This is a genomic window from Streptomyces liliifuscus, from assembly GCF_016598615.1.
Lineage (GTDB): Bacteria > Actinomycetota > Actinomycetes > Streptomycetales > Streptomycetaceae > Streptomyces > Streptomyces liliifuscus.
On the sequence record NZ_CP066831.1, the window covers coordinates 960,118 to 981,087 of the forward strand.

A 20,970-nucleotide genomic window follows, 5' to 3' on the forward strand; every position below is an offset into this window, starting at 1 on the left:
CCTAACTCCCGGCACACGCCGGAGCGTCCGCGTCGAGGGACAGCGGGCTGCCCTTGGGCACGAGGTACGTGACGTACAGCTCGACCGGCTCGGTGCCGAGGTTGCGGCCGACGTGGATGTGCCGGGACCCGGCGGGCTCTATGAACGACGTGCCCGCCGTGCTGACTTCCACGGAGCAGTCCTGCAATGTGCGGGTGAGTGTGCCCGACTTGACGACGGCGATGAGCTGGCCCGGGTGATAGTGCCAGCCCGTCGTGCCGCCCGGTGCGATGGTGATGGACCGCACGATGACGTCCGTACGCCCCTTGGCCTTGACCTTCAGTGTTCCGGCCGAGGTGCCCTGGGCGAGGACCGTGCCGGTGACCCCGCTGCCGGGAGTGGCGAGCGCGGACGACGACCCGAAGGCCAGTGCCGCCGCACAGCCGGTCATGACGATCGTTCTGCGGACCTTGCCCAGCCGAGACGTGCTGCTCATGGAAATCCCCTCCGGATCGGCCAACTCATGGGCCCGTCCGCCGACTTGGGCCCGACAGGCTCACTGCCCCCGAGCATCGCCGTCCACACACGAGTGGCCCGGATCGCTCCGGGCCACTCGTGTGCCCACCGGGCTACTCGTGTCCCCGCCGAGACACGTACGCTCGCGTGCCCTCGGGTCACCCGTTCTCGGTGCGCTCCCGGATCTGCTCCGGGGTCAGGTACGCGTTCGTGTGCTCGAAGTCCCGCAGCTTCGCCGACGAACGGGACAGCAGTCCGGTGCCCACGAAGTCGTGGCCGGCCACCGCGTTCAGCGCCCAGTTCGTCGCCACCCGGACCTTCGCCACATTGGTGCGCAGCGCAGACCAGTGATAACCGCGGGCGACGACCTGGGCGGGCAGGCCGCGCAGCTCGACACCGAGCGGCTTGGACACGGCGTCGAGACCACCGAGGTCCACGACCAGTCCCAGATCCTTGTGGACGTACGGGGTCATCGGCTGCCCGCGCAGCGACGCGATGACGTTGTCGGCGACGTGCTTGCCCTGACGCATCGCGTGCTGGGCGGTCGGCGGGCAGATGGCGCCCTCCGTGTCCTTGGCCTCGTCCGGCACGGCGGCGGCGTCACCGAGCGCGAAGACGCCGGGGTGGCCGGGCAGGGACATCTCCGAGCTGACCGCGAGCCGTCCCTTGACCGTCTCGGCGCCCAGGGTGGCCATGAGCGGGCTCGCCGCGACTCCGGCGGTCCAGATCAGCGTATGGGTCGGGACCACCCGGCCGTCGGTGAAGGTGACCTCGTCCGGGCCCGCCTTCGCGATGGAGACGCCCAGCGAAATGTCGATGCCCCGCTTGCGCAGGATCTCCTGGGCGCTTTGTCCGAGCTTGTCACCCAGTTCGGGCATGAGCTTCGGTGCGATGTCGATCAGGTGCCACTTGATCAGCTTCGGGTCGAGCCGCGGGTAACGCTTGACGGCGTTCTGCGTCAGGCGCCGCAGGCACGCGGCGGTCTCCGTACCGGCGTAGCCGCCGCCGACCACCACGAACTGGAGCCGCGCCGCCCGCTCGGCCTCGTCCTGGCTGGCGTCGGCGAGGTCGAGCTGCGAGATGACGTGGTCGCGGAGGTACGCGGCCTCGGCGAGCGTCTTCATACCGCGGGCGTGGTCCGTGAGGCCCGGAATGTCGAAGGTGCGCGTGACGCTGCCCGGCGCCAGCACGATGTGGTCGTAGCGCTCGTTCACGATCTCGCCCGTGATCTTGCGGACGACGCAGACCTTGGCCTTCAGATCCACACCGATGGCACCACCGGGGATGATGCGCGTGCGGTACTTGCGGCTGCGGCGCAGCGACACGGCGATCGACTGCGGGGTCAGCACTCCGGAGGCGACCTGTGGGAGCAACGGCAGATAGAGCTGGTAGGAGAACGGTGTCACCAGCGCCAGGTCCGCCTCGTCGGATCCGAGTTTGCGCTCCAGACGCCGGACGCACCCGACTCCCGCGAAGCCCGCTCCGACCACCAAGATCTTCGGTCGTACCACGATGTCCATCCCTTCACCGGCCGCGCACGTTCTGACTTCCCACGGACCCTCTGCCCCCTGAGTCCCCCCTTCGCACGTGGTGATCCCCCGATGAGGCGAGCGGACACACTCCTCGTGGGAGGTCCGTCAGTGCCCGTGCCCCTTGCTCAGGCTCCGCAGCACGGTACGTGCCATGGCCGCCTCGCCCTTGGCGTTGGGGTGGGCCGGGGCCGCGGGCGACGCAGGTCGCAGCGGTTCGACCCAGCGGATGTCCGGGGCCTTGCACATGTCGTGTCCGATCGTGGGTCCGTACGTGTCAACGTATTCGGCCCCGTTCAACCGCGCCACCACGCGCATCATCAGGTTGAGGCGCTTGCCGGTGTCGCGCAGATAGGGGAAGTCCTTCGCCGCGAACGGCACCGAGGGGTAGCAGCCGCTGCCGTCGTCCGGCAGGAGAGCGGGGTAGCCGACGACGATCACGCGGGCGTGCGGCGCCCTGGCGTGCACGGCCCGCAGTACGCGGGTGATCTTGGGTGCCGTTTCCAGGATCCTCAGGGTCAGCTGATCGACCCCGGAGGACGTGAAGTGCCGCCGGCACGGGTCCCCCGTGAGGTCCTGCGAACTCAGCTGGGCGCAGGTGCTGATGATGGAGCTGAACCCGATGTCGTTGCCGCCGATCTGGACGGTCACCAGGTCGGTGTCCCGCTGGACGGCGTTGAGCTGTGGAGGGTTGGTCCCCTGTGCCTTCCACATCTGCTCGGTGGTGGCGCCGCCGCAGCTCACGTCCTTGAACGTGGACGTTCTGCGCTCCGCGGCGACGAGCGAGGGGTAGTTGTGGTCGGAGCGGGCGCAGTTCGCGTCCACCTGCGTCGGGATCCCCGGCCCCGAGGTGTAGGAGTCCCCGAGCGAGACGTAGTCCGTGCCCCGGCCGTGCCCGTGGCCGCCACCGTGCGCCGCGACGGGTGCCGCCGACGCGACGACGAGGGCGCAGCCACTGACCGCCGCTCCCACGGCGGTCGCCCGTCGGCGGTTCGGGGCCGTGCTGCCGTACTGGGTGCGACGGTTCTTCAAGATTCCCCCCTGGGTCCAGTACCGCGAGCCGGGACCGCCGACGGCGCGCCCTTGCACGGTGACTGAACTTGTATACCGGCCAGTTCGTCCACAGGACAGAGGAACGCAGGACGCGGGAGCAACGGGTTCGCGCCGCTGTTCCTCGTCGGCGTGACCACGAGGCCGCCGGCGTCACGACGCTGCCGACTTCACAGGGCCGCCGACTCCGCCAGGGGGGAGGCGGAGTCGGCGGCAACCCCTGTCAGACGCCGAACTCCGTGGGCGACAGACCGAGCGCGGCGCAGGCGTCGCGAATGGCGTACTGCTCGGACTGCTCGAAGTGCCCGTCGGCACCCGCGACCACGATGCCCGTCTGGATGACCGCGCGGGCCTCCGCCGGCTTCTTGGCGGCCTTGGCGATCTCCCGCAGTGCCTCGGCCTTGCCCATCTCGAAGTTGGCGATGAGCTGGTCCAGGTGCTTGTTGAAGCGCTGGCGAAGCTGGTCCGCCGGGAAGTTCTGCAACACCTCGTTGGAGACGATCAGCTCCTCCACGCGCTGCCTCTCCGCCTGCTCCACATGTCCGTCGGCGGCGGCCACGAGCGCGCACATGGCCATGCTGGCGTCACGGTAGGCGCCGCTCTTGAGCTCGGTCTTGACCGACGCGAGCTGGGACTTGAGCAGCCCGACCATCTTGGCCTTGGAGCCGCCGGAGGACGAACCGGACGCGTGGCCACCGCTCTGGCCCTGCCCGTACGGAGCCTGGCCCTGCCCATGGGGGGCCTGCCCCTGTCCGCCCGATCCCCTGGAACCCTGGGACTGCTGGAGGTTCTTGGCCTGGTCCTTGAGCCGGTCCCACATCGCCACTACTGCCACCTCGGCTTCTGCTGTTGCCTGTCCGGTACTGATATCGGTGGCGCTGGTTCACGCCCCGCGACAAGTGAACGCTCTTCGCGGGCACCAGGGTTCCCGAATGGCAAAGGCAACGTAAAACAATCCTGGTCTGCGGGCTCTTTCACCGCCCGCACGGGTCCGTGATGTGATGGCGGCGTGAGTCGTGCCGCAGAAGAGAGCAACCGTCGCATGCTTCGGGCACGGGATGCGATGGACCGCGGCTACGCGCAGCCGCTGGACGTGCCGGCCCTGGCCCGGATCGCCCATGTGTCCCAGGCGCACTTCACACGCACCTTCCGGGCCACGTTCGGCGAGACGCCGCACCGCTATCTGCAGCGCCGCCGGGTCGAGCGGGCGATGTTCCTGCTGCGCGAGACCGACCGCAGCGTGACGGACATCTGCTTCCAGGTGGGCTTCGGCAGCCCGGGAACCTTCAGCCGCACGTTCCGCGACATCGTCGGCCTGTCACCGAGGTCATACCGACGGGCAGCGGTGACCGCGCCCGTACCGACGTGTTTCACGATGGCGTGGACGCGTCCCAACGGCTGACCGTCCGCAGGAGCCGTACCGTCCCGTCGGCTGAGCAGTTTTGGATAAGTTTTCGTCCGGCCGGCTCGATAGCGTGATGCACATGTTCACCGCAATCACGCACTCGCAGATCTACGTCCTCGACCAGGACGAGGCCCTCGACTTCTACGTCGGCAAGCTCGACCTGGAGGTCAACACCGACGTGTCCCTGGGTTTCATGCGCTGGCTGACCGTCAACGTCCCCGGTCACCCCGACCGCCAGATCCTGCTGGAGAAGCCGGGCCCTCCGGCGTTGTCCGAGGAGACGGCAGAGCAGGTGCGGGAGCTGTTGACCAAGGGGGCGATGGGCGGCCACCTCATCTTCACCACCGACGACTGCCGCAAGACGTACGAGAAGCTGCTGGGCCGGGGTGTCGAGTTCACCGAGGAACCCACCGAGCGTCCGTACGGCATCGACTGCGGGCTCCGCGACCCCTTCGGCAACAGCATCCGCTTCACCCAGCCCAAGGAGTAGGGCTTCTGACATCGGTATCGGCGCCCGACCGGTGGCCGGACGCCGATACCCCTCAGGTCAGGCCGGTGTCATGACGGCCCGGCCGAGATGCCGGGCGAAGAAGCGAACCGCGCTGTCGGCCTCGAACCGGGGCAGTTCCTTGTGGGCACCCGCGTTGGCGTGCAACGTCTTCTCCTTCGAGGCGAAGGCGTCGAACAGCGCCAGACCGGACTCGCGTGGGATGTGCTCGTCGTCCCACTGGAGCGCGTACTCGATCGGAACGGTGATCCGCCTCGCGGTCTCGGCCAGGGGGTCGGGCCAGAAGAGGCCGAAGACCGCGGCGGTGATCCTGGGTTCGATCGCTGTCAGCGGCACCCCGATCGCGGTGCCCATGTTCAGGCCGAAGTAGCCGACCGGCCCTTCGGTGCCGATCTCCGGCAGTTCCTGGAGGGCGTCCAGGGTCGCCTGCCATTCCGGGACGGCACGCTCCGCCAGGTGGGCGTTGTACCGGACGACGATCGGGCCGACCGGTTCGCCCGTCGCCATGGCTTGCTGCATGGCGGCGATCTCCCGCTCGTCGTGAGCCGTGCGCGGTCGGCCGCCGTGCCCGGGGGCGTCGATGGTGGCGACATGGAAACCGCAGCCGGTCACGAGGAGTTGTGCACGGCCCGCCATGGCCGGTGCCTTCTTGTGTGTGCCGCCGCCGTGCCCCATCAGCACCAGGGGCGCGCGGTCGGGGCCGGATACGGGCGACCAGAGTACGCCGGGGACTTCGCCCACGGTGAAGTCGCGTTCGCGGAGACCGTCGGACGATGTCTCCGCGGTGAACTGCACAGAATGCATGGGTTGTTGCCTTTCGGGAGTGCCTTGTCGAGGCGCTCCCGGCGACACCTATGTCAGTCGCCCGACCGTGAAGGGAAGGGGGAGCACCCACATGGATACGGCGTTCATGGGTCTCACCTCCTCGCTCGATGTCACGATCGACTGCAAGCTAGCAGCCCGGACGTCGTCCCGCCCAACCCTTTTCCGGCTCGGGCCACTTCGCGGTCAGGCTGTCGCCCGGGCCATGTTGCCTGAGCCGCGCAGGACCGGATCGCCCCGCAGCCGCAGGAAGGCGAGGCCGAGGGCGACGGCCTGGAGTACGCCGCACACCAGGATGGCGTGCTGGAGCGCCGACAACGGTGTCAGAGCAACCACGATTCCCGCGACCGGGAAGGGCAGCAGCAGGAGCAGGATGGTCAGGGAGAGGGTGCTTCCGAAGGCGGCCGGGGGTATGAGGAGCGAGCGCAGTGTGCGCAGCACGACGGTCAGGCCGCCGTCCGCGGCCATGAAGAGCGCCATGACCAGGACGTACGAGATGTAGGTGGGCGCCTGGGCCAGGGCGAGACAGGCCGCGGACGCGACGGTGGAGCAGACCACGCCGACTCCCCACAGGCCGAGCCGGTTGAGCGCGAATCGGCAGGCCGCGACGGCGAGGAGGGTGGATGCCGCCGCCGCCGACCAGAGGGTGCCCACGGCCGCCGAGGTCAGTCCGAAGCGCTCGATGACGATGATCGGGCTGGCGGCCTGCAGCAGTCCCAGCGCCAGGTTGGACACGACCAGACCGGCCACGAGCCAGCTCAGCACGGGCAGCGAAGTCAGCGTGTGCCAGCCGGTCTTGAGCCCCGCTTCCCGTCGCACGCCGTTCTTCGCGGAGCCGCGCAGTGGTGTCGGCGGGGTTTGCAGGGCGAGACAGGCCGCGAGGACGGACAGCGCCCCGAGGACGGCGAGCATATGGCTCGGCCCGGCGAGCAGAAGCACACCTCCCAGCGCCGGCCCGGTGAGCGTGGCGGTCTGGTCGATACCGATCAGCACGGACTGCACCTTGTGCGCCTGACCGGCCGTACGTCGGCTGACTATCGCGCCCACGGCTTCGTTGGCGATGAAGCTGAACTGTGTCAGGGCACCTGTGCCGGCGGCCAGCGCCATCACAGTGACCGTTTCGGCCGTCCCGCGCGGAAGCATGAACAGGGCGACGCCTCCCGCCGCCACGAGCAGCGCCCGTGCCAGGGAGGCGAGGAAGAACACGATCGCGGCCCCGCGCCGGTCGACCAGGTCGCCCGCCAGGCCGAAGGCCGCCACCCGCGGAAGCCATTCCAGCGCGAAGGCCAGACCTGTCAGGGAGGCGGACCTGGTCGTGGCCAGCACGAGGAGCGGCATGGCGTAGGTGCACATGGAGAAAGCGAGCGCGTCAAAAGCTCGGGGTGCGTATACCCGGCGGAGCAGGCTGCCTTGGGGAATGGCTGCATGCCGACCGGCCGGTTGGCCCTCGTAAACGGAGATGGTCACGGAGTGGGGTGCTTTCAGTCAGCGGGGGCACGGCAAAGGAGAGGGCCGACCCGGCGGCCTTCGCATGAAGGACCCGGGTCGATGATTCTTGGCCTGAAGCCGGAAGTGTGTGGGAGCCGTTCGCCGTTCCTACAGGGCGTCGGCCGACCCTCGGGGAGCTTCCGTCGTCGGCCGCGTCGAGCGGGCGGCTCCGCATTCGATCAGCAAGGCGTCAAACGTTGCTCGTACGCGATACGCGGCCGTCGCACCGCCGTCCGCGCACCGTCGGCGCGGGCCCTTGAACGGCCGCGCGGCCTCGTCGGACATGCCTCTGGGGTTCCCGCGACCGCCCGCCGAAGGAATGCCGGTTGGCCCACTCGTGCCGCTCCGCTCGGCGGCGTGCATGGCTGTGACGGGGACGCTGTCCGTCCACGCCAGGGTGCGAGCTCTTGGGCACGCGGACTCCACTCGAGTGGGGGCAAGAGGGAAATCAGGCCTGCGGTATGAAGCGGCACGCCCGACAGTTGTGAAAGGACCTTGCCATACGCCTTGTTGCGCAATCAACCACGGATTGTGCACGAGTTTGCCGCGCCATGCCCGCGCCACTGCCCGAGTGCAGGTGTCAACTCCACCGGCAAGATGGACAGTTCGGGTCGTCCCGGACCGACCGGTCCGGGTGGCGTACGAGGGCCTGGGAGCCTCTCGGGGCCGGGCAGGCCCTCGTACGCGCCGGTTCTGCAACGTTCTATGCGTAGAACGGCCCCGGGTACGCCCACGTCGTCGTACCGAAGATCTCGGGGTCGTCGATCGAGATCCGCAGGTTGCTGACCTTCAGCCCGTACTGGGTCGGAGTCATGCCGGCCGGGCAGTCGACGTCCACGATCGGGGTGAAGTTGACGAACCAGTTGGGCCCGTACTCGGCGTCGGGATAGTCCCGGAGCCGCTGGACGAGGTTGGCCGCGCCGCCCTCGACGTAGACCGGGGACAGGCGGCGCTGGTCCTGGTGGACGACGAAGGAGGTGGAGTGGTCGAAGCTGCCGTCGGGACGCAGGCAGCCGAAGGTGCGGTCGGTGTCGGCATACGCGTCGAAGTAGCCCGTACCGGCCAGTCCCGCCTTGTAGCCGGGCTGCTCACGGACGTTGTGCAGCACCGTCCCGAGCTTGAAGCCGCCACAGCCGGAGGACGGGTCGAACTGCCGGAAGTACAGCTGGCAGGTGTTCGGTTCGTTGTACGCGGCGTCCGGGTCCGGGGTGTAGGGCTGGGGCACGACGGCCCCGTAGAACTTCATCGTCATGGAGACGCCGCCCGGAGTGGGCGCCGGGATGTCGACGACGGTGCTGGCCTGTGCGGCGTTCGGTCCGGTCAGGACGAGTCCTGTGGCCGCCAGCAGCGCGACGCCCAGTCGCGCCAGCATCCTGCGGATCCCTGTCTTACGCATCTACTGCTCCCCCTTGAGGCACATCGGTCAAGGCACGCTAACCGCGACTCAACACCCGCACCAGACAAACGACTTGAATCCACACAAGTGGAGGAATGGTCCACAGGGATGCCGTGCACCACGTTCCGGCTGACCCCCGGGGTGACCCGGGGGCTGCTCTCACCACAGAGCCGGGGGACAGTCGGAGCGAGAAACCTCGATTACGCCTCTAACGTGCGGTGAATGGACCCGATCAACGCCCCACGCCGCCGCACCGTGCTCGCACTCGGCACCGCCGCCACGGCCGCCCCCTGGCTCGGCGGAGCCTCCGCCCGTGCCGACGCCTCGACCACGGGAGGGGCCGCGGACACGGCACGCCCGGCGGCAACAGAACTGGACGAGTTGGGCATCGTCGAACTCCGCCGGCGGATGGACGACGGACGGCTCACCGCCGAACAGCTCACCCGCCACTATCTGGGGCGCATCGAACGGGTCGACCCGCTCCTGCACGCGGTGATCGAGGTCAATCCCGACGCACTGCGAGAAGCCCGGCGCCTGGACGCCGAGAAGGCTCGTCGTGGACCCCTGCACGGCATGCCCATCCTGCTCAAGGATCTGGTGGAGACAGCGGACCGGATGCACACGACGGCCGGATCACTCGCCCTGGAGGGCCTGCGCCCGACGAGGGACGCCACGGTCGCCGCCAGGCTGCGCGCGGCCGGTGCCGTCATCCTCGGCAAGACCAATCTCAGCGAGTGGGCCGGCGGGATGTCGCTCACCCACCATGCCGGCTGGAGCGCCCGCGGCGGCCAGACCAGGAACCCCTACAAACTGGACCGGTCACCGAACGAGTCCAGTTCAGGCACCGCGGTCGCCGCGGCGGCCAACCTGTGCGTGGCCGGAATCGGTACGGAGACCAACGGCTCGATCATCGATCCCGCCTCGGCGAACTGCGTCGTCGGGGTGAAGCCGACCGTCGGACTGGTCGGGCGCGGCGGTGTGATCCCCGGCGTGCCGAGCCAGGACAGTGTCGGTCCGATCGCGCGCACGGTCCGCGACGCCACGATCCTCCTGGGCACGCTCGTCGGGGTCGACGACCGCGATCCGGCGACCGGGGCGAGCCGGGGCCACTTCCATCGCGACTACACCCGTTTCCTGGACGCCGACGGGCTGCGCGGGGCCCGCATCGGCGTACCGCGAGCGGTGTACTTCGGTTACAGCCACCACGCCGACGAGATCGCGGAGCGGGCGATCGCCACCCTGCGCAGGGCCGGGGCGACAGTCGTCGACCCGGCGGACATCCCGACGGCCGAACAGCTCGAGGACCTGCCCAGCTCGATGGTCGTCCAGGCGTACGAGATCAAGCGCGGACTCAACGCCTATCTGGCCGCCGCCCCCGGCGACCATCCGCGCAGCCTGGCGGAGCTGATCGCGTTCAATCGTGCGCATGCCGACCGCGAACTCCGCTATGTGCGGCAGGACGGGCTGGAGGCGGTGCACAAGCTGGACTTCACCGAGCGCGAATACCGTGAGGCGCTGGCCACCAACCACCGGCTCTCGCGCACCGAGGGCATCGACGCGGTGCTGCGCCGCTTCGACCTGGACGCGCTCGTCATGCCGACGACCGGACCACCGGCGAAGATCGACCTGATCCGTGGGGACAGCTACGGCGGCGGCTCGTCGACGCCGGCCGCGCTCGCCGGATACCCCGCGATCAGTGTCCCGGCAGGCTTCGCGTTCGGCCTGCCGGTCGGTCTGACCTTCATGGGTACGGCCTGGAGCGAGCCGATTCTGCTCCGGCTGGCCTACGCCTACGAGCAGGCGTCCCGCGTCCGCCGACCGCCGACCTACCGGGCTGCCGATGTCGGCTTCTGACCCCACGGCCGAAAACGTGTCTCGGCTGCGACGCGTACGGCCGCGTACCTGTGGTGGCCCCTGCCCAAGGGGCCACCACGGCGGTCACGGTCGCGCGGTCTCCGAGACCTTGATGGCGCCGACCGGGCAGGCTCGGGCCGCCTCCCGGACCATCGGGTCGCCGCTGTCCTCCTGTCCGGGCAGGAGGGTGCTGAAGCCGTCGTCGTCCTGGGTGAAGACGGCCGGGGCGGACATCGCGCACTGCCCGGCGCCGATGCACACGCCCTTGTCGATATCGATGTGCATGAGGAGACCCCCTACCAGGCCACGGGCAGATCCAGCATCCCCTGGATCGTGTCGCCCGGTTTGAAGCGGACCTCGTCCGGCGCCACGTCGAGCCGCAGCCCGGGCACCCGCTCGAACAGGGAACTCAGGGCGATCTCCATCTCGGCACGGGCGAGGTTCTGGCCGAGGCACTGGTGGATACCGAAGCCGAACGCCACGTGATGACGGGTGGGGCGGTGCCAGTCGAGGGCGTCGGGTTCGGCGTAGACCTCCCCGTCCCGGTTGATGACCGAGGTCGCGAAGACCACGCCCTCACCTGCGCGGATCGTCGTCCCGTCCACCTCGATGTCCTCCGTGGCCTGCCGCAGCAGCCCGTCCGCGATGGACAGCATCCGCATCAACTCGTCGACGGCGGCGGGCCACAGGGACGGGTCGGCACGCAACTCCGCGAGTCTCTCCGGGTGTTGGAGCAGGGTGTACGTGCCCAGCGAGATCATGTTGGCGGTCGTCTCGTGGCCGGCGACCAGCAGGATCGTGGCCAGCGAGATCGCCTCCTGACGGTCCACCGCGCCCTCGCGCAGCTGTTCGTGGACCAGGGCGTCGAGGACACCGTCACCGGCGGACGACTCGGACTTGCGGTCGATCAGCGCCCCGAGGTAGCAGTCGAGCTGGTCGCGCGCGTCCCGCACCTCGTCCAGGTCCTTGCCGCGCAGGAGCCGACGGGACTGCTCCTCGAAGAACTCGTGGTCGGCGTACGGGACACCGAGCAGTTCGCAGATCACCGTCGAGGGAACGGGGAGCGCGAAGGCGTTCACCAACTCGGAGGGTGGGCCCTGCGCGAGCATCGCGTCGAGGCATTCGTCGACGATCCGCTGGATGGCGGGCCGCAACGCGGCGGCACGCTTGAGGGTGAAGCTCGGGACCAGCATCCGACGCTGGGCGTGGTGCTCGGGGTCGTCGACGTTCAGCAGGGCTGCCCGACGGTCGCGGAATGCCACGATGCGCGGCGAGGTGGCCGGATAACCGGGGCGCATTCGGTCGGAGGACAGGCGGGAGTCGGCGAGCAGGCTGCGGGCCAGGTCACGGCCGGTGACCAGCCAGGTGGTCCGGCCGTCGTAGAGGGTCACACGGGCGAGCGGTCGGGCGGTGCGCAGGGGGTCGTAGCCCGTGGGCGGCTGGAAGGGACAGGTGCGGTCCTGGGGGAAGGCGACGGGTGCCGAGAGCGGCTTCACGTCTGCCGTATCCGTCATGTCTGTCATCGAAGACCTCGCGGACGAAGGATGCGTCGTACCGATCTTCATTAGATGCCGCGGGCACCTATGAGGCGACGTCGACTTCAGCCACATCCACGAAGGGGGACAATCTGGCCGGAATTGACCGCTCCGGTGTGCGAGTTCGACCGATCCGTCGAACACGGCGACGTCTCCCCGCGGGAAGTCCGCAACCCTCGGCAGCACAGATTCACCACAGCCTCGACAGAGTGATTGACGCACGTTGAACCGCGCTCTACCTTCTGATCGGCCTTCCGAACCTGGTTCGAGATTTCGGCCAACTCGCTTGTTCGGCTGCGTAGTTCACGTCCCCGGTCCCCCGCCCCGCGCAGCCGCTCACCCGCCCCCGTACGCCGCCTGGAGACCACGATGAGCGCAAGACCCCAGCCGTCCCGTCGCCTCTTCCTCGGCATGGCCGCCACCACTCCCCTGGCCATGTCCGGCGTACTGACTCTTGGCGCCGGCACGGCCCACGCGGCCGACTCTGCGTACGTGATGTGCTACTTCACCGAGTCGACCAGCCTCGGCGCCGGCACCGACTACGGCCTTCATCTCGCCGTCAGCCCGGACTCGCTGAACTGGACACCGCTCAACCAGAACAACCCCGTGGTCACCCCCACCGCGGGCGCCCTCGGTCTGCGCGACCCGTTCCTCATGCGCAAGCAGGACGGCACCTTCGTGGTCATCGCCACCGACCTCAAGGGCACCGACTGGAGCTACAACAGCCAGTACATCCATGTCTGGGACTCCGCCGACCTGCGCACCTTCACCGGTTACCGCCGCCTCAAGCTCCACGACATGACCACCCACAGCTGGGCCCCCGAGGCGTTCTGGGACGCCGGGCGGGGCCAGTACGCGGTCATCTACTCCTCGGTCAACTCCAGCGGCCACAACGTGATCATGGTGAACTACACCACCGACTTCGTCACCGCCTCGGCCCCTCAGGTCTTCTTCGACCCCGGCTACGACGTCATCGACGGCAACATGGCCGTCGGCGTCAACGGAGTCAACTACCTCTTCTTCAAGAAGAACCAGACGCTGGTGGCGGCGAGGTCCACCTCTCTCGACCCGGGCAGCTTCACCGAGTTCGGCGCGGGTGTCGCACACGGCGGCACGGAGGCCCCGACGGTGTTCAAGTCACTGACGTCGAACACATGGTTCCTCTGGGGAGACACGTATACGCCCAATGGTGTCTTCTACGCCTGGCAGTCCAGCAACCTGGCCTCGGGCACCTGGGCCGCGCTCGACCAGAAGACCTACACCCAGCCGGTCAACTCCAAGCACTGCGGCATAGCGACGATCACCACGGCCGAGTACAACAACCTGCTCACCAAGTGGGGCGCGCCGACCTGGAACCGGCTCAAGTCGTACAACTTCCCGGACCGTTACGTGCGGCACGCCAACTATGCCGCCCGGATCGACACGTACCCCTTCGACCTGTACACCGACTCGCAGTGGAAGCTCGTGCCGGGCCTGGCCGACAGTTCCGGGGTCTCGTTCCAGTCGGTCAACTATCCCACGCGCTATCTGCGGCACTACAACTACCAGCTCCAACTCGACGTCAACGACGGCACGTCGACATTCGCGGGCGACGCGACCTTCTACCGCACGGCGGGCCTCGCGGACAGCTCCTGGTCGTCCTTCCGCTCGTACAACAACCCGACCCGCTACGTCCGCCACGCCAACTACGTGCTGCGCATCGACCCGATCTCCACGTCCACCGAACAGCAGGACGCGACGTTCCGCGTCGGCTATTGACTCGGCTGTTGAAGGGCCGACGCCCCCTGGGATGCTCTCCGGATGAAGTTGAGCGCGATAACGATCGACTGCCCTGATCCACTGGCTCTGGCGGCGTTCTATCAACAGGCCACCGGCCTGACACCCCACCCGAAGTCCGACGCCGACTTCGCTGCTCTCACCTGCGAGAACGGGCTCTCCATCGGCTTCCAACGGGTCGACAACCACCAGGCTCCAGGCTGGCCCGACCAGACGGTTCCCCAACAGCTCCACCTCGACTTCACGGTCGACGACCTGGACGAGGCCGAGGCCCGCCTGCTGGAACTGGGCGCGGGCAAACCGGCCCACCAACCGGACGAGTCCAGCTGGCGAGTCCTGACCGACCCGGCCGGACACCCCTTCTGCGTGACCAGAGGCTGATCCCTCTCAGCGCGATTCATTGGCTTGTTCTGGGACCAGCAATGATGCGAGTGACCGCACTAGGGTCGGCATCATGGCAGTCGACGAGGATGCCCTTCTGGCGGAGCAGATTGCTTACTACCGGGCCCGCGCGCCCGAGTACGACCGGGTCTATGCCGAGCGTCAGGATCTGCGCGACCTGCTGACCCTGGTCGACGACCTCCCGATTGCCGGGGACGTGCTGGAGCTGGCCTGCGGGACGGGGCAGTGGACCGGGGCGTTGGCCGCGCGGGCGCGCTCGGTCACCGCTGTCGACGCGTCACCGGAGATGCTGGGTATCGCTCGAGCACGGACCGCCTCCGCCAAGGTCGGGTTCGAGCGGGTCGACGTGTTCAAGTGGCAGCCGCCGCGCCGCTACGACACCGTGTTCTTCGCCTTCTGGCTCTCCCATGTCCCGCCGTCCCGGCTCGGTGACTTCTGGAACACCGTGGCCGCCGCGCTCGCACCGCACGGCAAGGCCGTCTTCATCGACGAAGGGCCTTCCGCCGCCGCCCGTGCGGAAGTAGCCGCGGAAGTGCGTCGACTCGACGACGGCAGCGAGTACCGCATCGTGAAGGTCTTCCACGAACCGGAGGAACTCACTGGCGAACTAACCGAGTTGGGATGGTCCGCCGACATCCGGACGCGGGAGGAGTTCATCGTCGGCATCGCAGAACCACGTTCCGCGACGCGTTGAGTTACTCCAAAACCAGTGGAGCCGCGCCCCTGTGCGCCACTACCGTGCTGCCGGACCAAGTCGTCTGGGACGGGACGTGCCGTTGTACACCGTGTGAGAACCCCCGAGTGCTGAATCGTCGCGCGTCGCGCAGTTGCGCCGCGCTCCTTTTTGCTGCGGATTTCTCACTGGAACCGGTGTACTTCTGTGCTCGAAAACTGGGTGGTCATGCCCACCTGCCTTCCGCTGGTTCTCCGCCGTTGCCACGCGTGCGCGTCCGAGCGTTTCCGGGCGAACGGCAAGTTTCGCGTCAACGCACACCACAAGCTCATCGACGCCTGGCTCCTCGCGCTCTGTACCGTCTGCGGGGAGACCACGAAGCTCACGGTCCTGGAGCGGATGAACGTGCGCTCCGTACGACCCGAGCTGCTGGACCGGCTGCATGACAACGACCCTGGCCTGGCAACCGAGTTGCTCCAGGATCCGGTCGTGCGGCGCCGCAACCGCATCGCCCTCGACTGGGACAACGCCTGGCGCCTCGACACCGGCGGATCGGATCACCCGGATCGCGAGGTGAACGATGTGCTCGATGTATCGGTCCGCTTCGCGGCTCGGATCCCTGTCCGGCCGGTGCGACTGATCGCTGAAGGTTGCGGTCTCTCGCGGGCCGAGGTCGGGAGACTGATCACGGAGGGGAACCTGGTGTCGGCGATCCGGCTGAGCGGCACGCTCTCCGGCGACTTCACCTTCACGCTCAAACGCTGAGCCCCCTCGGGACCAGGGGCCTGTCCGGCGAGATCTGCCGGACAGGCCCCTGGTCCCGCACATGCCTCACAGCACTCAACCAACGGGCACACGAGCAACGGCCACCCGGACAAACGTCGAGCTCAGCCCGCCGCGCCGTCGAGCAGCCGGCTGTAGCGCAGCCGCAGCGCCCGCTCCGTGCTGGCCGCCACAGTTGCGAGCCCGACCACGGTGTTGGCCCATGCCGACAGATCAATGGGCGAGGTGAACGTCCCGACGTACTGGGCGACGCCCTCCGGCGCCCGGGTGACCTGTTCGGCGAGCTGAAGGATCAGGAGCACCAGGCCGATGACGAGCACGATCACCGAGAGGAAACCGACACAGCGGCTCAGTGCCGGGTGCGATCGGTCGAGACGCGCGCGGCGCCCCTCTGCGGAGGCGGGATCCGGGACGAGTTGGTGCTCGGCGCCCTCGGCGGTGACGTAGTGGCAGCGTCTGAGCCCGAATCCGCTCGTCCTCACTTCGACGGTGCCGCCCAGGACGGGGAAGACGGCAGGGACTTTGGACTCGGCGTGATGCCTGCCGTCGAGGTACAGGTGGGCCTTGACGTAGCCCTCCGACGCATTCTGATGCTTGACGTCGACGGCGTAGACCGTCGGCCTGCCGTCGTCGTTCATCAGCCGAAGATGGAACAGTGCGCGCGTAAGCATCTGCCACCAGCGGAAACGCTTCAACGGTCGCCCGTCCCCGGGCTTGACCCGTTGTACGGCCCGACGATGCCGCCACTCCTTGAGCATGTCTCCCCTCCCGCTCCCGCTACTTGCCCGGCTCCGCCGCGCAGGCGAGGTCCCGCGCAGGGCTCCGCCCGGTGGTCAGGAACGCCGTCACCGTGTCGTTCGCGCACGTGTTGCGGCCGTACGGATAGACCCCGTGTCCGCCCTGGTCGGCCGTCACCATCGTGGCCCGCTTCCCGAACGCCCGCCGCAGTTCCTGGGCGCCGGCGAGCGGTGTCGCCGGGTCGCGCTCGTTCTGCGCGACGAGCACGTTCGACGGGCCCCGGTCACCGATGCGTACCGGCGGCTCGACGCGCTCGGTCGGCCAGAACGCGCACGGTCCTATGCCGGCCGTGGAGGCGCCCAGCATCGGGTACTTCAGCCGGTCGACCGCGACATTGCGCTGGTACTCCCGGACCGTCCCCGGCCAGCGTGTATCACCGCACACGACGGAGAAACGGGCGGACATGAAGTTGTCCATGTCTCCCGTCGGCGGGTCGATCGGCAACGGCCGGCCCGTGTCGAGCGCCTGCCAGGTCTTCGCCAGCTGAGGCAGGAGCGAGTCGTCGTAGAGGTCCCCGAACGTGAGCCCGCGGAACAGCGTCCCGTCGATACCGTGGACCGGCTTCGCCTCCAACCGCTCCGCCAGGTCGAAGAACTTCGCGGTCACCTGCTCCGACGTGGTGCCCAGACCGTACTCGGGGTGCGCGGCCGCGAACGCCGCGAAGTCCGGGAACCGGTCCTCCATACCCCGGCCGAACAACCGCATGGCCGTGGCGTCGTACCCACCGGGGCCCAGGTTGCTGTCGAGCACGATCCGGTCGCTGCGTTTCGGGAACATCGTCGTGTACACCGCGCCGAGGTAGGAGCCGTAGGAAGCACCGTGGTACGAGAGCTTCGGCTCGCCCAGCGCCACCCGGATCCGGTCCATGTCGCGCGCGGTGTTCGCCGTGGTGGTGTGCGGCAGCATCCACGCCGTCCGCGAGGTGGCGCACTGCCGGGCGACGGTCCGCGCCTTCCCCGCATCACGAGCGACATCGGCCGCGGTGTGCGCGTACGTCGGGAAGTTGCCGCGTGACTGCTGTTCCGGCGTCAGATCACAGGTCACCGGTGTGCTGCGGGCAACTCCACGCGGGTCGAAGCCGATCACGTCGTAGGAGTCCAACACCTGCTGCGGCAGCCCCGACTCGGCGAGAACGGCCGGCCAGCCGAGTCCCGTGATGCCGGGGCCGCCCGGATTGGTCACCAGCACGCCGCGGCGCTGCGCCGGCTTCTCGCTCGCCAGCCGGGAGATCGCGATCTCGATCTGCCGGCCGTCGGGATCCCGGTAGTCCAGCGGGACTTCGAGCGTCGAGCACTCCAGACGGGGTGCGGCGACCTTCTCCGGGCACGGACCCCACCGCACGGTGTCCGGCGTCGCGGCCACCGACACTCCGGGAACCGCGGTCGCCGCCGCCACCGCGGTGGCGGCGAGGGAGAGGGATAAAGCTCTGCGCATCTGTTGTCCTCCTGAGGGGCCTACGGGAGCGCTGGAACGGGTGGCCTCGGGACAGCCCCGCCGCCCGCCGTTCATGCGGAACAGCGCCCATGCATCCACCTCAGCCGCCGTCGCGGTCATCTGACAGGGCGTGATGTCATCGGTTGACCATGACGTTCGTCAGGACGAAGGCATGACGTGGCGTCACTGACGTGGTGTCACTACCGCCTCCCGGAGGACCGGAGAGGCAGCCCGAAACGGGCCCTTGCTGGGGCCGGGAGACCTCTGGCAGGTCGGCGGTACGGGCAGCCCGCGGCGGATCGGAGGACAGCATCGCGGTCACCCGCGACCTGGATCTCGACGCCGACGGGCCGGCCGCATCGATGCGGTCGTCAGGCAGTGAGCCGTTCGCTGACCTCCCAGAGGCGGGCGGCCGCCTCCGGGTCGACGGCACGGGACAGTACGCCCGGGACACTGTCCCCGCCGGCCCAGGCGGCCTCGTTCTCGGGGGTCACCAGCGGGCTGATGTCGACGTTCTCGCAGTACACCCCGCCGAGACCGTCGAGCTGCGGGCTGGTCGCGCACCAGACGCTGGTGGCCGCGCCCTGCTGCACGGTCTTCATCTGGCGCTCGGGGTCACGGACGGGCCGCCCCTCGCTGTCCAGCGCGCCCGCGGCCTGGAGAGCCGCCGGGTCGAGGTGCTTGACCAGGCCGGTGTCGACGATGAGACCCGGGTGCACGGCGAACGCCCGGATGCCCTGCGCCTGCCCGCGCCGGTCCACCTCCACGGCGAACAGGGCGTTGGCCGTCTTCGACTGGCCGTAGGCCACGAAGGGCTCGTAGGTCCGGTGCTCGAAGTGCAGGTCGTCGAAGTCGACGCCGGCGAAGCGGATGCCCCGCGACGACAGCGCCACTACCCGCGCACCCCCGGCCGCGACCAGCGCGGGCCACAGCCGGGTGGTCAACTGGAAGTGCCCCAGGTGATTGGTGGCGAACTGCCCCTCGTATCCGCGCGCGTCCCGCGCCAGCGGGGTCGCCATGATTCCGGCACTGTTGACCAGGAGGTGCAGCGGACGCCCGGAGGCCAGGATCTTCTCCGCGAAGGCGTCGATGGACGCCGGGTCCAGCAGGTCCAGGTGCCCGACCTCGGCGCCGGGCACGTCCTTGAGCGCCGTCCGGGCCCGCTCCACGTCCCGCGCCGGTACGACGACCTCGGCGCCGGCTGCACGCAGGACGCGGGCCGTCTCCAGCCCGATGCCGGAGTAGCCGCCGGTGACGATCGCGACCTTTCCGGTCAGGTCGATCCCCTTGATCACCTCCTCGGCGGTGGACGTGGCGCCGAAGCCGGAACCCAGGGGGTGCTGTGTGGTGGTCATGTCTGGTCTCTCCTCAAGCCTCAGGTCGAGCTGTCCAGACCACCGTAGGTCGGCGGATCCGTACGATGAATGCTTGAGAATCCGCATTACTTGCGTGATAGTTCGAATATGACCGTAGACCCACTGTCCGACGCCCTCGCCGTCGCCGACGCCCGCAGCGTGTTCTCCGGCGGCTTCGAGGCCGGCGGGGACTGGGCGATCCGGCTGCGCGGCCGAGACCGGCTGAAGGTGAACGCCGTACTGCGCGGCAGCTGTCTGCTGGTCCGTGAGTCGGGCGGCGAACCCCTGCGGCTCGCCGAGGGGGACGTCGTGGTCTCCGACGGCAGGCAGCCCTACATGCTGTGCAGCGGGCCCGGCATCGAGCCGACCGACTCCGACGACGTCGTCATGGACCCGGCGACCCGGATGGTCCGACTCGGCCAGGGCGAGGACGTGGACGTCGCCTGCGTGTCCGGGCACATCGACCTGAGCCGTGACCGCGGCGACCTGCTGCGCCGGGCGCTGCCGGAACTCGTCCACGTTCGGGCCGACTCGCCCGAGGCCGGCGTACTGCGGTGGCTCATCGGGCAGTTGACGGCGGAGATGAAGACGCGCCGGGCCGGCGTCGAGTTCGTCTCGGCCCAGCTAGCGCAGCTGATGTTCGTGCAGGTGCTGCGGATCTGTCTGACCGACTCGGACGGGCTGCCGCCCGGCTGGCTCCGCGCCCTCGCCGACGAACGGCTCGCCCCGGCGCTGCGCCTGATGCACGGCGACCCGGCCCACCCCTGGCAGCTGGAGGAACTCGCCCGGGCGGCGGCGATGTCCCGCACCACGTTCGCCGTACGTTTCAAGGAGGCGGCCGGGGTGCCGCCGCTGACGTACCTGCTGAACTGGCGTATGAGCCTGGCCGCCCGGGCCCTGAGGCAGGACACCGCCCCGGTCGCGGCCCTCGCCCGCTCGGTCGGCTACACCTCCGAGAGCGCCTTCAGCAACGCCTTCAAGCGGGCGGTGGGCGTGGCGCCGCGGACCTACCGGGTAGAGGCCGCCGCCGGGACTCGTCCGAGCGACGGCTGATCCCGTACCGGCATAGCGCCCGCCCCGGCAACTTCAGCGACGACTCAGTAGGGATGCCGGTCGGGCTTGTGCGACCAGGTTTCGTAGGCCTGAATGCCGAGTTCGGGGTGGATCTGCTCCACGTGGATTCGGCGCTGGTCGAGGGGCTTCTGGAAGTCCTCGTACTGGAAGGCGTCGTCGAAGCCGATCTCGCGCGTGGCCTTCAGATCGCAGCTGTAGTAGACGTTGTCGATCCGCGACCAGTAGATGGCGCTCATGCACATCGGGCAGGGAGCGCCGCTGATGTAGATCGAACAGCCTTTGAGCATCCGGGCCCGCTCCGGTACCGGGTCTGGCGATCCGTCGGGGCGCGGCACGTATTCGAGCGTGCTCTCGTTCTGGTGTTCCGGCGATATCGAGGGAGCCTCGGGATTCAGGCGCTGCACTGCCTTGCGAATGGTCTCCACTTCGGCGTGCGCGGTGGGGTCCCCTGTGAGCAGAACGCGGTTCTGACCCCGGGCCACGATTTCGTCGTCCCGGGTGATCACGGCACCGAACGGACCGCCCCAGCCCTCTTCGACGGATTCGGTGGCCAGCCGTACCGCTTCGGTCAGAAACTCCTTGTGACTCATGTC

The 20,970-nt window shown here is 68.9% G+C and carries 21 protein-coding genes; 8 read left to right on the plus strand and 13 right to left on the minus strand.

All coding sequences use genetic code 11. The features are described 5' to 3' along the window. Position 1: 1 nt before the first annotated feature. The 4 genes from JEQ17_RS04145 to JEQ17_RS04160 form a co-directional block, all read right to left on the minus strand. Positions 2-430 carry a cupin domain-containing protein gene (locus JEQ17_RS04145; protein WP_407700136.1) on the minus strand — a complete coding sequence of 143 codons (429 nt, stop codon included), beginning with the start codon at positions 428-430 and terminating at the stop codon, positions 2-4. A gap of 223 nt (positions 431-653) precedes the next feature. Further along, positions 654-2,015 carry an NAD(P)/FAD-dependent oxidoreductase gene (locus tag JEQ17_RS04150; RefSeq protein WP_200393903.1) on the minus strand — a complete coding sequence of 454 codons (1,362 nt, stop codon included), beginning with the start codon at positions 2,013-2,015 and terminating at the stop codon, positions 654-656. A gap of 117 nt (positions 2,016-2,132) precedes the next feature. After that, positions 2,133-3,056 carry an SGNH/GDSL hydrolase family protein gene (locus JEQ17_RS04155; protein WP_200393904.1) on the minus strand — a complete coding sequence of 308 codons (924 nt, stop codon included), beginning with the start codon at positions 3,054-3,056 and terminating at the stop codon, positions 2,133-2,135. A 241-nt stretch (positions 3,057-3,297) separates the two neighbouring features. Continuing rightward, positions 3,298-3,900, minus strand: coding sequence for a tellurite resistance TerB family protein (locus tag JEQ17_RS04160; RefSeq protein WP_200401289.1), 603 nt, complete (start codon positions 3,898-3,900; stop codon positions 3,298-3,300). Positions 3,901-4,083: 183 nt separating this feature from the next. On the opposite strand from JEQ17_RS04160, the gene JEQ17_RS04165 reads away from it, so the two are divergent. After that, positions 4,084-4,476, plus strand: coding sequence for a helix-turn-helix domain-containing protein (locus tag JEQ17_RS04165; protein ID WP_200393905.1), 393 nt, complete (start codon positions 4,084-4,086; stop codon positions 4,474-4,476). A gap of 82 nt (positions 4,477-4,558) precedes the next feature. Next, the gene (locus JEQ17_RS04170) at positions 4,559-4,969 is read left to right on the plus strand and encodes a VOC family protein (RefSeq protein ID WP_200393906.1); all 411 of its coding nucleotides are present in this window, start codon (positions 4,559-4,561) and stop codon (positions 4,967-4,969) included. Positions 4,970-5,026: 57 nt separating this feature from the next. Here the strand turns inward: JEQ17_RS04170 and JEQ17_RS04175 are convergent, their stop codons facing one another. The 3 genes from JEQ17_RS04175 to JEQ17_RS04185 form a co-directional block, all read right to left on the minus strand. Next, positions 5,027-5,791 (minus strand): alpha/beta fold hydrolase, encoded by a 765-nt coding sequence (locus tag JEQ17_RS04175; protein WP_200393907.1) that lies wholly within the window; start codon positions 5,789-5,791, stop codon positions 5,027-5,029. 204 nt (positions 5,792-5,995) lie between these two features. Next, the gene (locus JEQ17_RS04180; RefSeq protein WP_200393908.1) at positions 5,996-7,276 is read right to left on the minus strand and encodes an MFS transporter; all 1,281 of its coding nucleotides are present in this window, start codon (positions 7,274-7,276) and stop codon (positions 5,996-5,998) included. A gap of 724 nt (positions 7,277-8,000) precedes the next feature. Next, complete coding sequence (locus JEQ17_RS04185; RefSeq protein ID WP_200393909.1) at positions 8,001-8,693, minus strand: hypothetical protein; 693 nt, start codon at positions 8,691-8,693, stop codon at positions 8,001-8,003. A 222-nt stretch (positions 8,694-8,915) separates the two neighbouring features. Between JEQ17_RS04185 and JEQ17_RS04190 the strand changes: the two genes are divergently transcribed. Next, positions 8,916-10,547: an amidase gene (locus JEQ17_RS04190; protein ID WP_200393910.1), complete on the plus strand. Its 1,632-nt coding sequence runs from the start codon at positions 8,916-8,918 to the stop codon at positions 10,545-10,547. Positions 10,548-10,631: 84 nt separating this feature from the next. Here JEQ17_RS04190 and JEQ17_RS04195 read toward each other — a convergent pair whose 3' ends face one another. After that, complete coding sequence (locus JEQ17_RS04195; RefSeq protein ID WP_200393911.1) at positions 10,632-10,832, minus strand: ferredoxin; 201 nt, start codon at positions 10,830-10,832, stop codon at positions 10,632-10,634. An 11-nt stretch (positions 10,833-10,843) separates the two neighbouring features. Then, positions 10,844-12,070, minus strand: a complete 1,227-nt coding sequence (locus tag JEQ17_RS04200) for a cytochrome P450 (RefSeq protein WP_200393912.1) — start codon at positions 12,068-12,070, stop codon at positions 10,844-10,846. Positions 12,071-12,451: 381 nt separating this feature from the next. Between JEQ17_RS04200 and JEQ17_RS04205 the strand changes: the two genes are divergently transcribed. From JEQ17_RS04205 to JEQ17_RS04220, 4 genes are all read left to right on the plus strand, one after another. Beyond that, positions 12,452-13,840: a glycoside hydrolase family 43 protein gene (locus tag JEQ17_RS04205; protein ID WP_200393913.1), complete on the plus strand. Its 1,389-nt coding sequence runs from the start codon at positions 12,452-12,454 to the stop codon at positions 13,838-13,840. Positions 13,841-13,882: 42 nt separating this feature from the next. Then, positions 13,883-14,239 (plus strand): VOC family protein, encoded by a 357-nt coding sequence (locus JEQ17_RS04210; protein WP_200393914.1) that lies wholly within the window; start codon positions 13,883-13,885, stop codon positions 14,237-14,239. A gap of 73 nt (positions 14,240-14,312) precedes the next feature. Further along, positions 14,313-14,954: a class I SAM-dependent methyltransferase gene (locus JEQ17_RS04215; RefSeq protein ID WP_200393915.1), complete on the plus strand. Its 642-nt coding sequence runs from the start codon at positions 14,313-14,315 to the stop codon at positions 14,952-14,954. A 186-nt stretch (positions 14,955-15,140) separates the two neighbouring features. After that, on the plus strand, positions 15,141-15,698 hold the full coding sequence (locus JEQ17_RS04220; protein ID WP_200393916.1) for a DUF1062 domain-containing protein: 558 nt from the start codon (positions 15,141-15,143) through the stop codon (positions 15,696-15,698). 122 nt (positions 15,699-15,820) lie between these two features. On the opposite strand, the gene JEQ17_RS04225 is transcribed toward JEQ17_RS04220, so the two are convergent. The 3 genes from JEQ17_RS04225 to JEQ17_RS04235 all read right to left on the minus strand — a co-directional run bounded on the left by JEQ17_RS04225 (position 15,821) and on the right by JEQ17_RS04235 (position 19,303). Beyond that, the gene (locus JEQ17_RS04225) at positions 15,821-16,474 is read right to left on the minus strand and encodes a hypothetical protein (RefSeq protein ID WP_200393917.1); all 654 of its coding nucleotides are present in this window, start codon (positions 16,472-16,474) and stop codon (positions 15,821-15,823) included. 19 nt (positions 16,475-16,493) lie between these two features. Next, positions 16,494-17,948: an alpha/beta hydrolase gene (locus JEQ17_RS04230; protein WP_200393918.1), complete on the minus strand. Its 1,455-nt coding sequence runs from the start codon at positions 17,946-17,948 to the stop codon at positions 16,494-16,496. Positions 17,949-18,319: 371 nt separating this feature from the next. Continuing rightward, on the minus strand, positions 18,320-19,303 hold the full coding sequence (locus JEQ17_RS04235; protein WP_200393919.1) for an oxidoreductase: 984 nt from the start codon (positions 19,301-19,303) through the stop codon (positions 18,320-18,322). Between the two features lie 108 nt (positions 19,304-19,411). Here JEQ17_RS04235 and JEQ17_RS04240 point away from each other — a divergent pair, with 108 nt between their 5' ends. Beyond that, the gene (locus JEQ17_RS04240; protein ID WP_200393920.1) at positions 19,412-20,356 is read left to right on the plus strand and encodes an AraC family transcriptional regulator; all 945 of its coding nucleotides are present in this window, start codon (positions 19,412-19,414) and stop codon (positions 20,354-20,356) included. A gap of 44 nt (positions 20,357-20,400) precedes the next feature. Here the strand turns inward: JEQ17_RS04240 and JEQ17_RS04245 are convergent, their stop codons facing one another. Beyond that, complete coding sequence (locus JEQ17_RS04245) at positions 20,401-20,967, minus strand: nucleoside deaminase (protein ID WP_200393921.1); 567 nt, start codon at positions 20,965-20,967, stop codon at positions 20,401-20,403. Positions 20,968-20,970 lie beyond the last annotated feature (3 nt).

Coding starts and splice junctions, on each gene's coding strand:
- JEQ17_RS04145 (WP_407700136.1), bottom strand. CDS start 430: ATGACCGGCTGTGCGGCGGCACTGGCCTTCGGGTCGTCGTCCGCGCTC.
- JEQ17_RS04150 (WP_200393903.1), bottom strand. CDS start 2,015: ATGGACATCGTGGTACGACCGAAGATCTTGGTGGTCGGAGCGGGCTTC.
- JEQ17_RS04170 (WP_200393906.1), top strand. CDS start 4,559: ATGTTCACCGCAATCACGCACTCGCAGATCTACGTCCTCGACCAGGAC.
- JEQ17_RS04175 (WP_200393907.1), bottom strand. CDS start 5,791: ATGCATTCTGTGCAGTTCACCGCGGAGACATCGTCCGACGGTCTCCGC.
- JEQ17_RS04185 (WP_200393909.1), bottom strand. CDS start 8,693: ATGCGTAAGACAGGGATCCGCAGGATGCTGGCGCGACTGGGCGTCGCG.
- JEQ17_RS04190 (WP_200393910.1), top strand. CDS start 8,916: ATGGACCCGATCAACGCCCCACGCCGCCGCACCGTGCTCGCACTCGGC.
- JEQ17_RS04195 (WP_200393911.1), bottom strand. CDS start 10,832: ATGCACATCGATATCGACAAGGGCGTGTGCATCGGCGCCGGGCAGTGC.
- JEQ17_RS04200 (WP_200393912.1), bottom strand. CDS start 12,070: ATGACAGACATGACGGATACGGCAGACGTGAAGCCGCTCTCGGCACCC.
- JEQ17_RS04205 (WP_200393913.1), top strand. CDS start 12,452: ATGAGCGCAAGACCCCAGCCGTCCCGTCGCCTCTTCCTCGGCATGGCC.
- JEQ17_RS04210 (WP_200393914.1), top strand. CDS start 13,883: ATGAAGTTGAGCGCGATAACGATCGACTGCCCTGATCCACTGGCTCTG.
- JEQ17_RS04215 (WP_200393915.1), top strand. CDS start 14,313: ATGGCAGTCGACGAGGATGCCCTTCTGGCGGAGCAGATTGCTTACTAC.
- JEQ17_RS04225 (WP_200393917.1), bottom strand. CDS start 16,474: ATGCTCAAGGAGTGGCGGCATCGTCGGGCCGTACAACGGGTCAAGCCC.
- JEQ17_RS04230 (WP_200393918.1), bottom strand. CDS start 17,948: ATGCGCAGAGCTTTATCCCTCTCCCTCGCCGCCACCGCGGTGGCGGCG.
- JEQ17_RS04235 (WP_200393919.1), bottom strand. CDS start 19,303: ATGACCACCACACAGCACCCCCTGGGTTCCGGCTTCGGCGCCACGTCC.
- JEQ17_RS04240 (WP_200393920.1), top strand. CDS start 19,412: ATGACCGTAGACCCACTGTCCGACGCCCTCGCCGTCGCCGACGCCCGC.
- JEQ17_RS04245 (WP_200393921.1), bottom strand. CDS start 20,967: ATGAGTCACAAGGAGTTTCTGACCGAAGCGGTACGGCTGGCCACCGAA.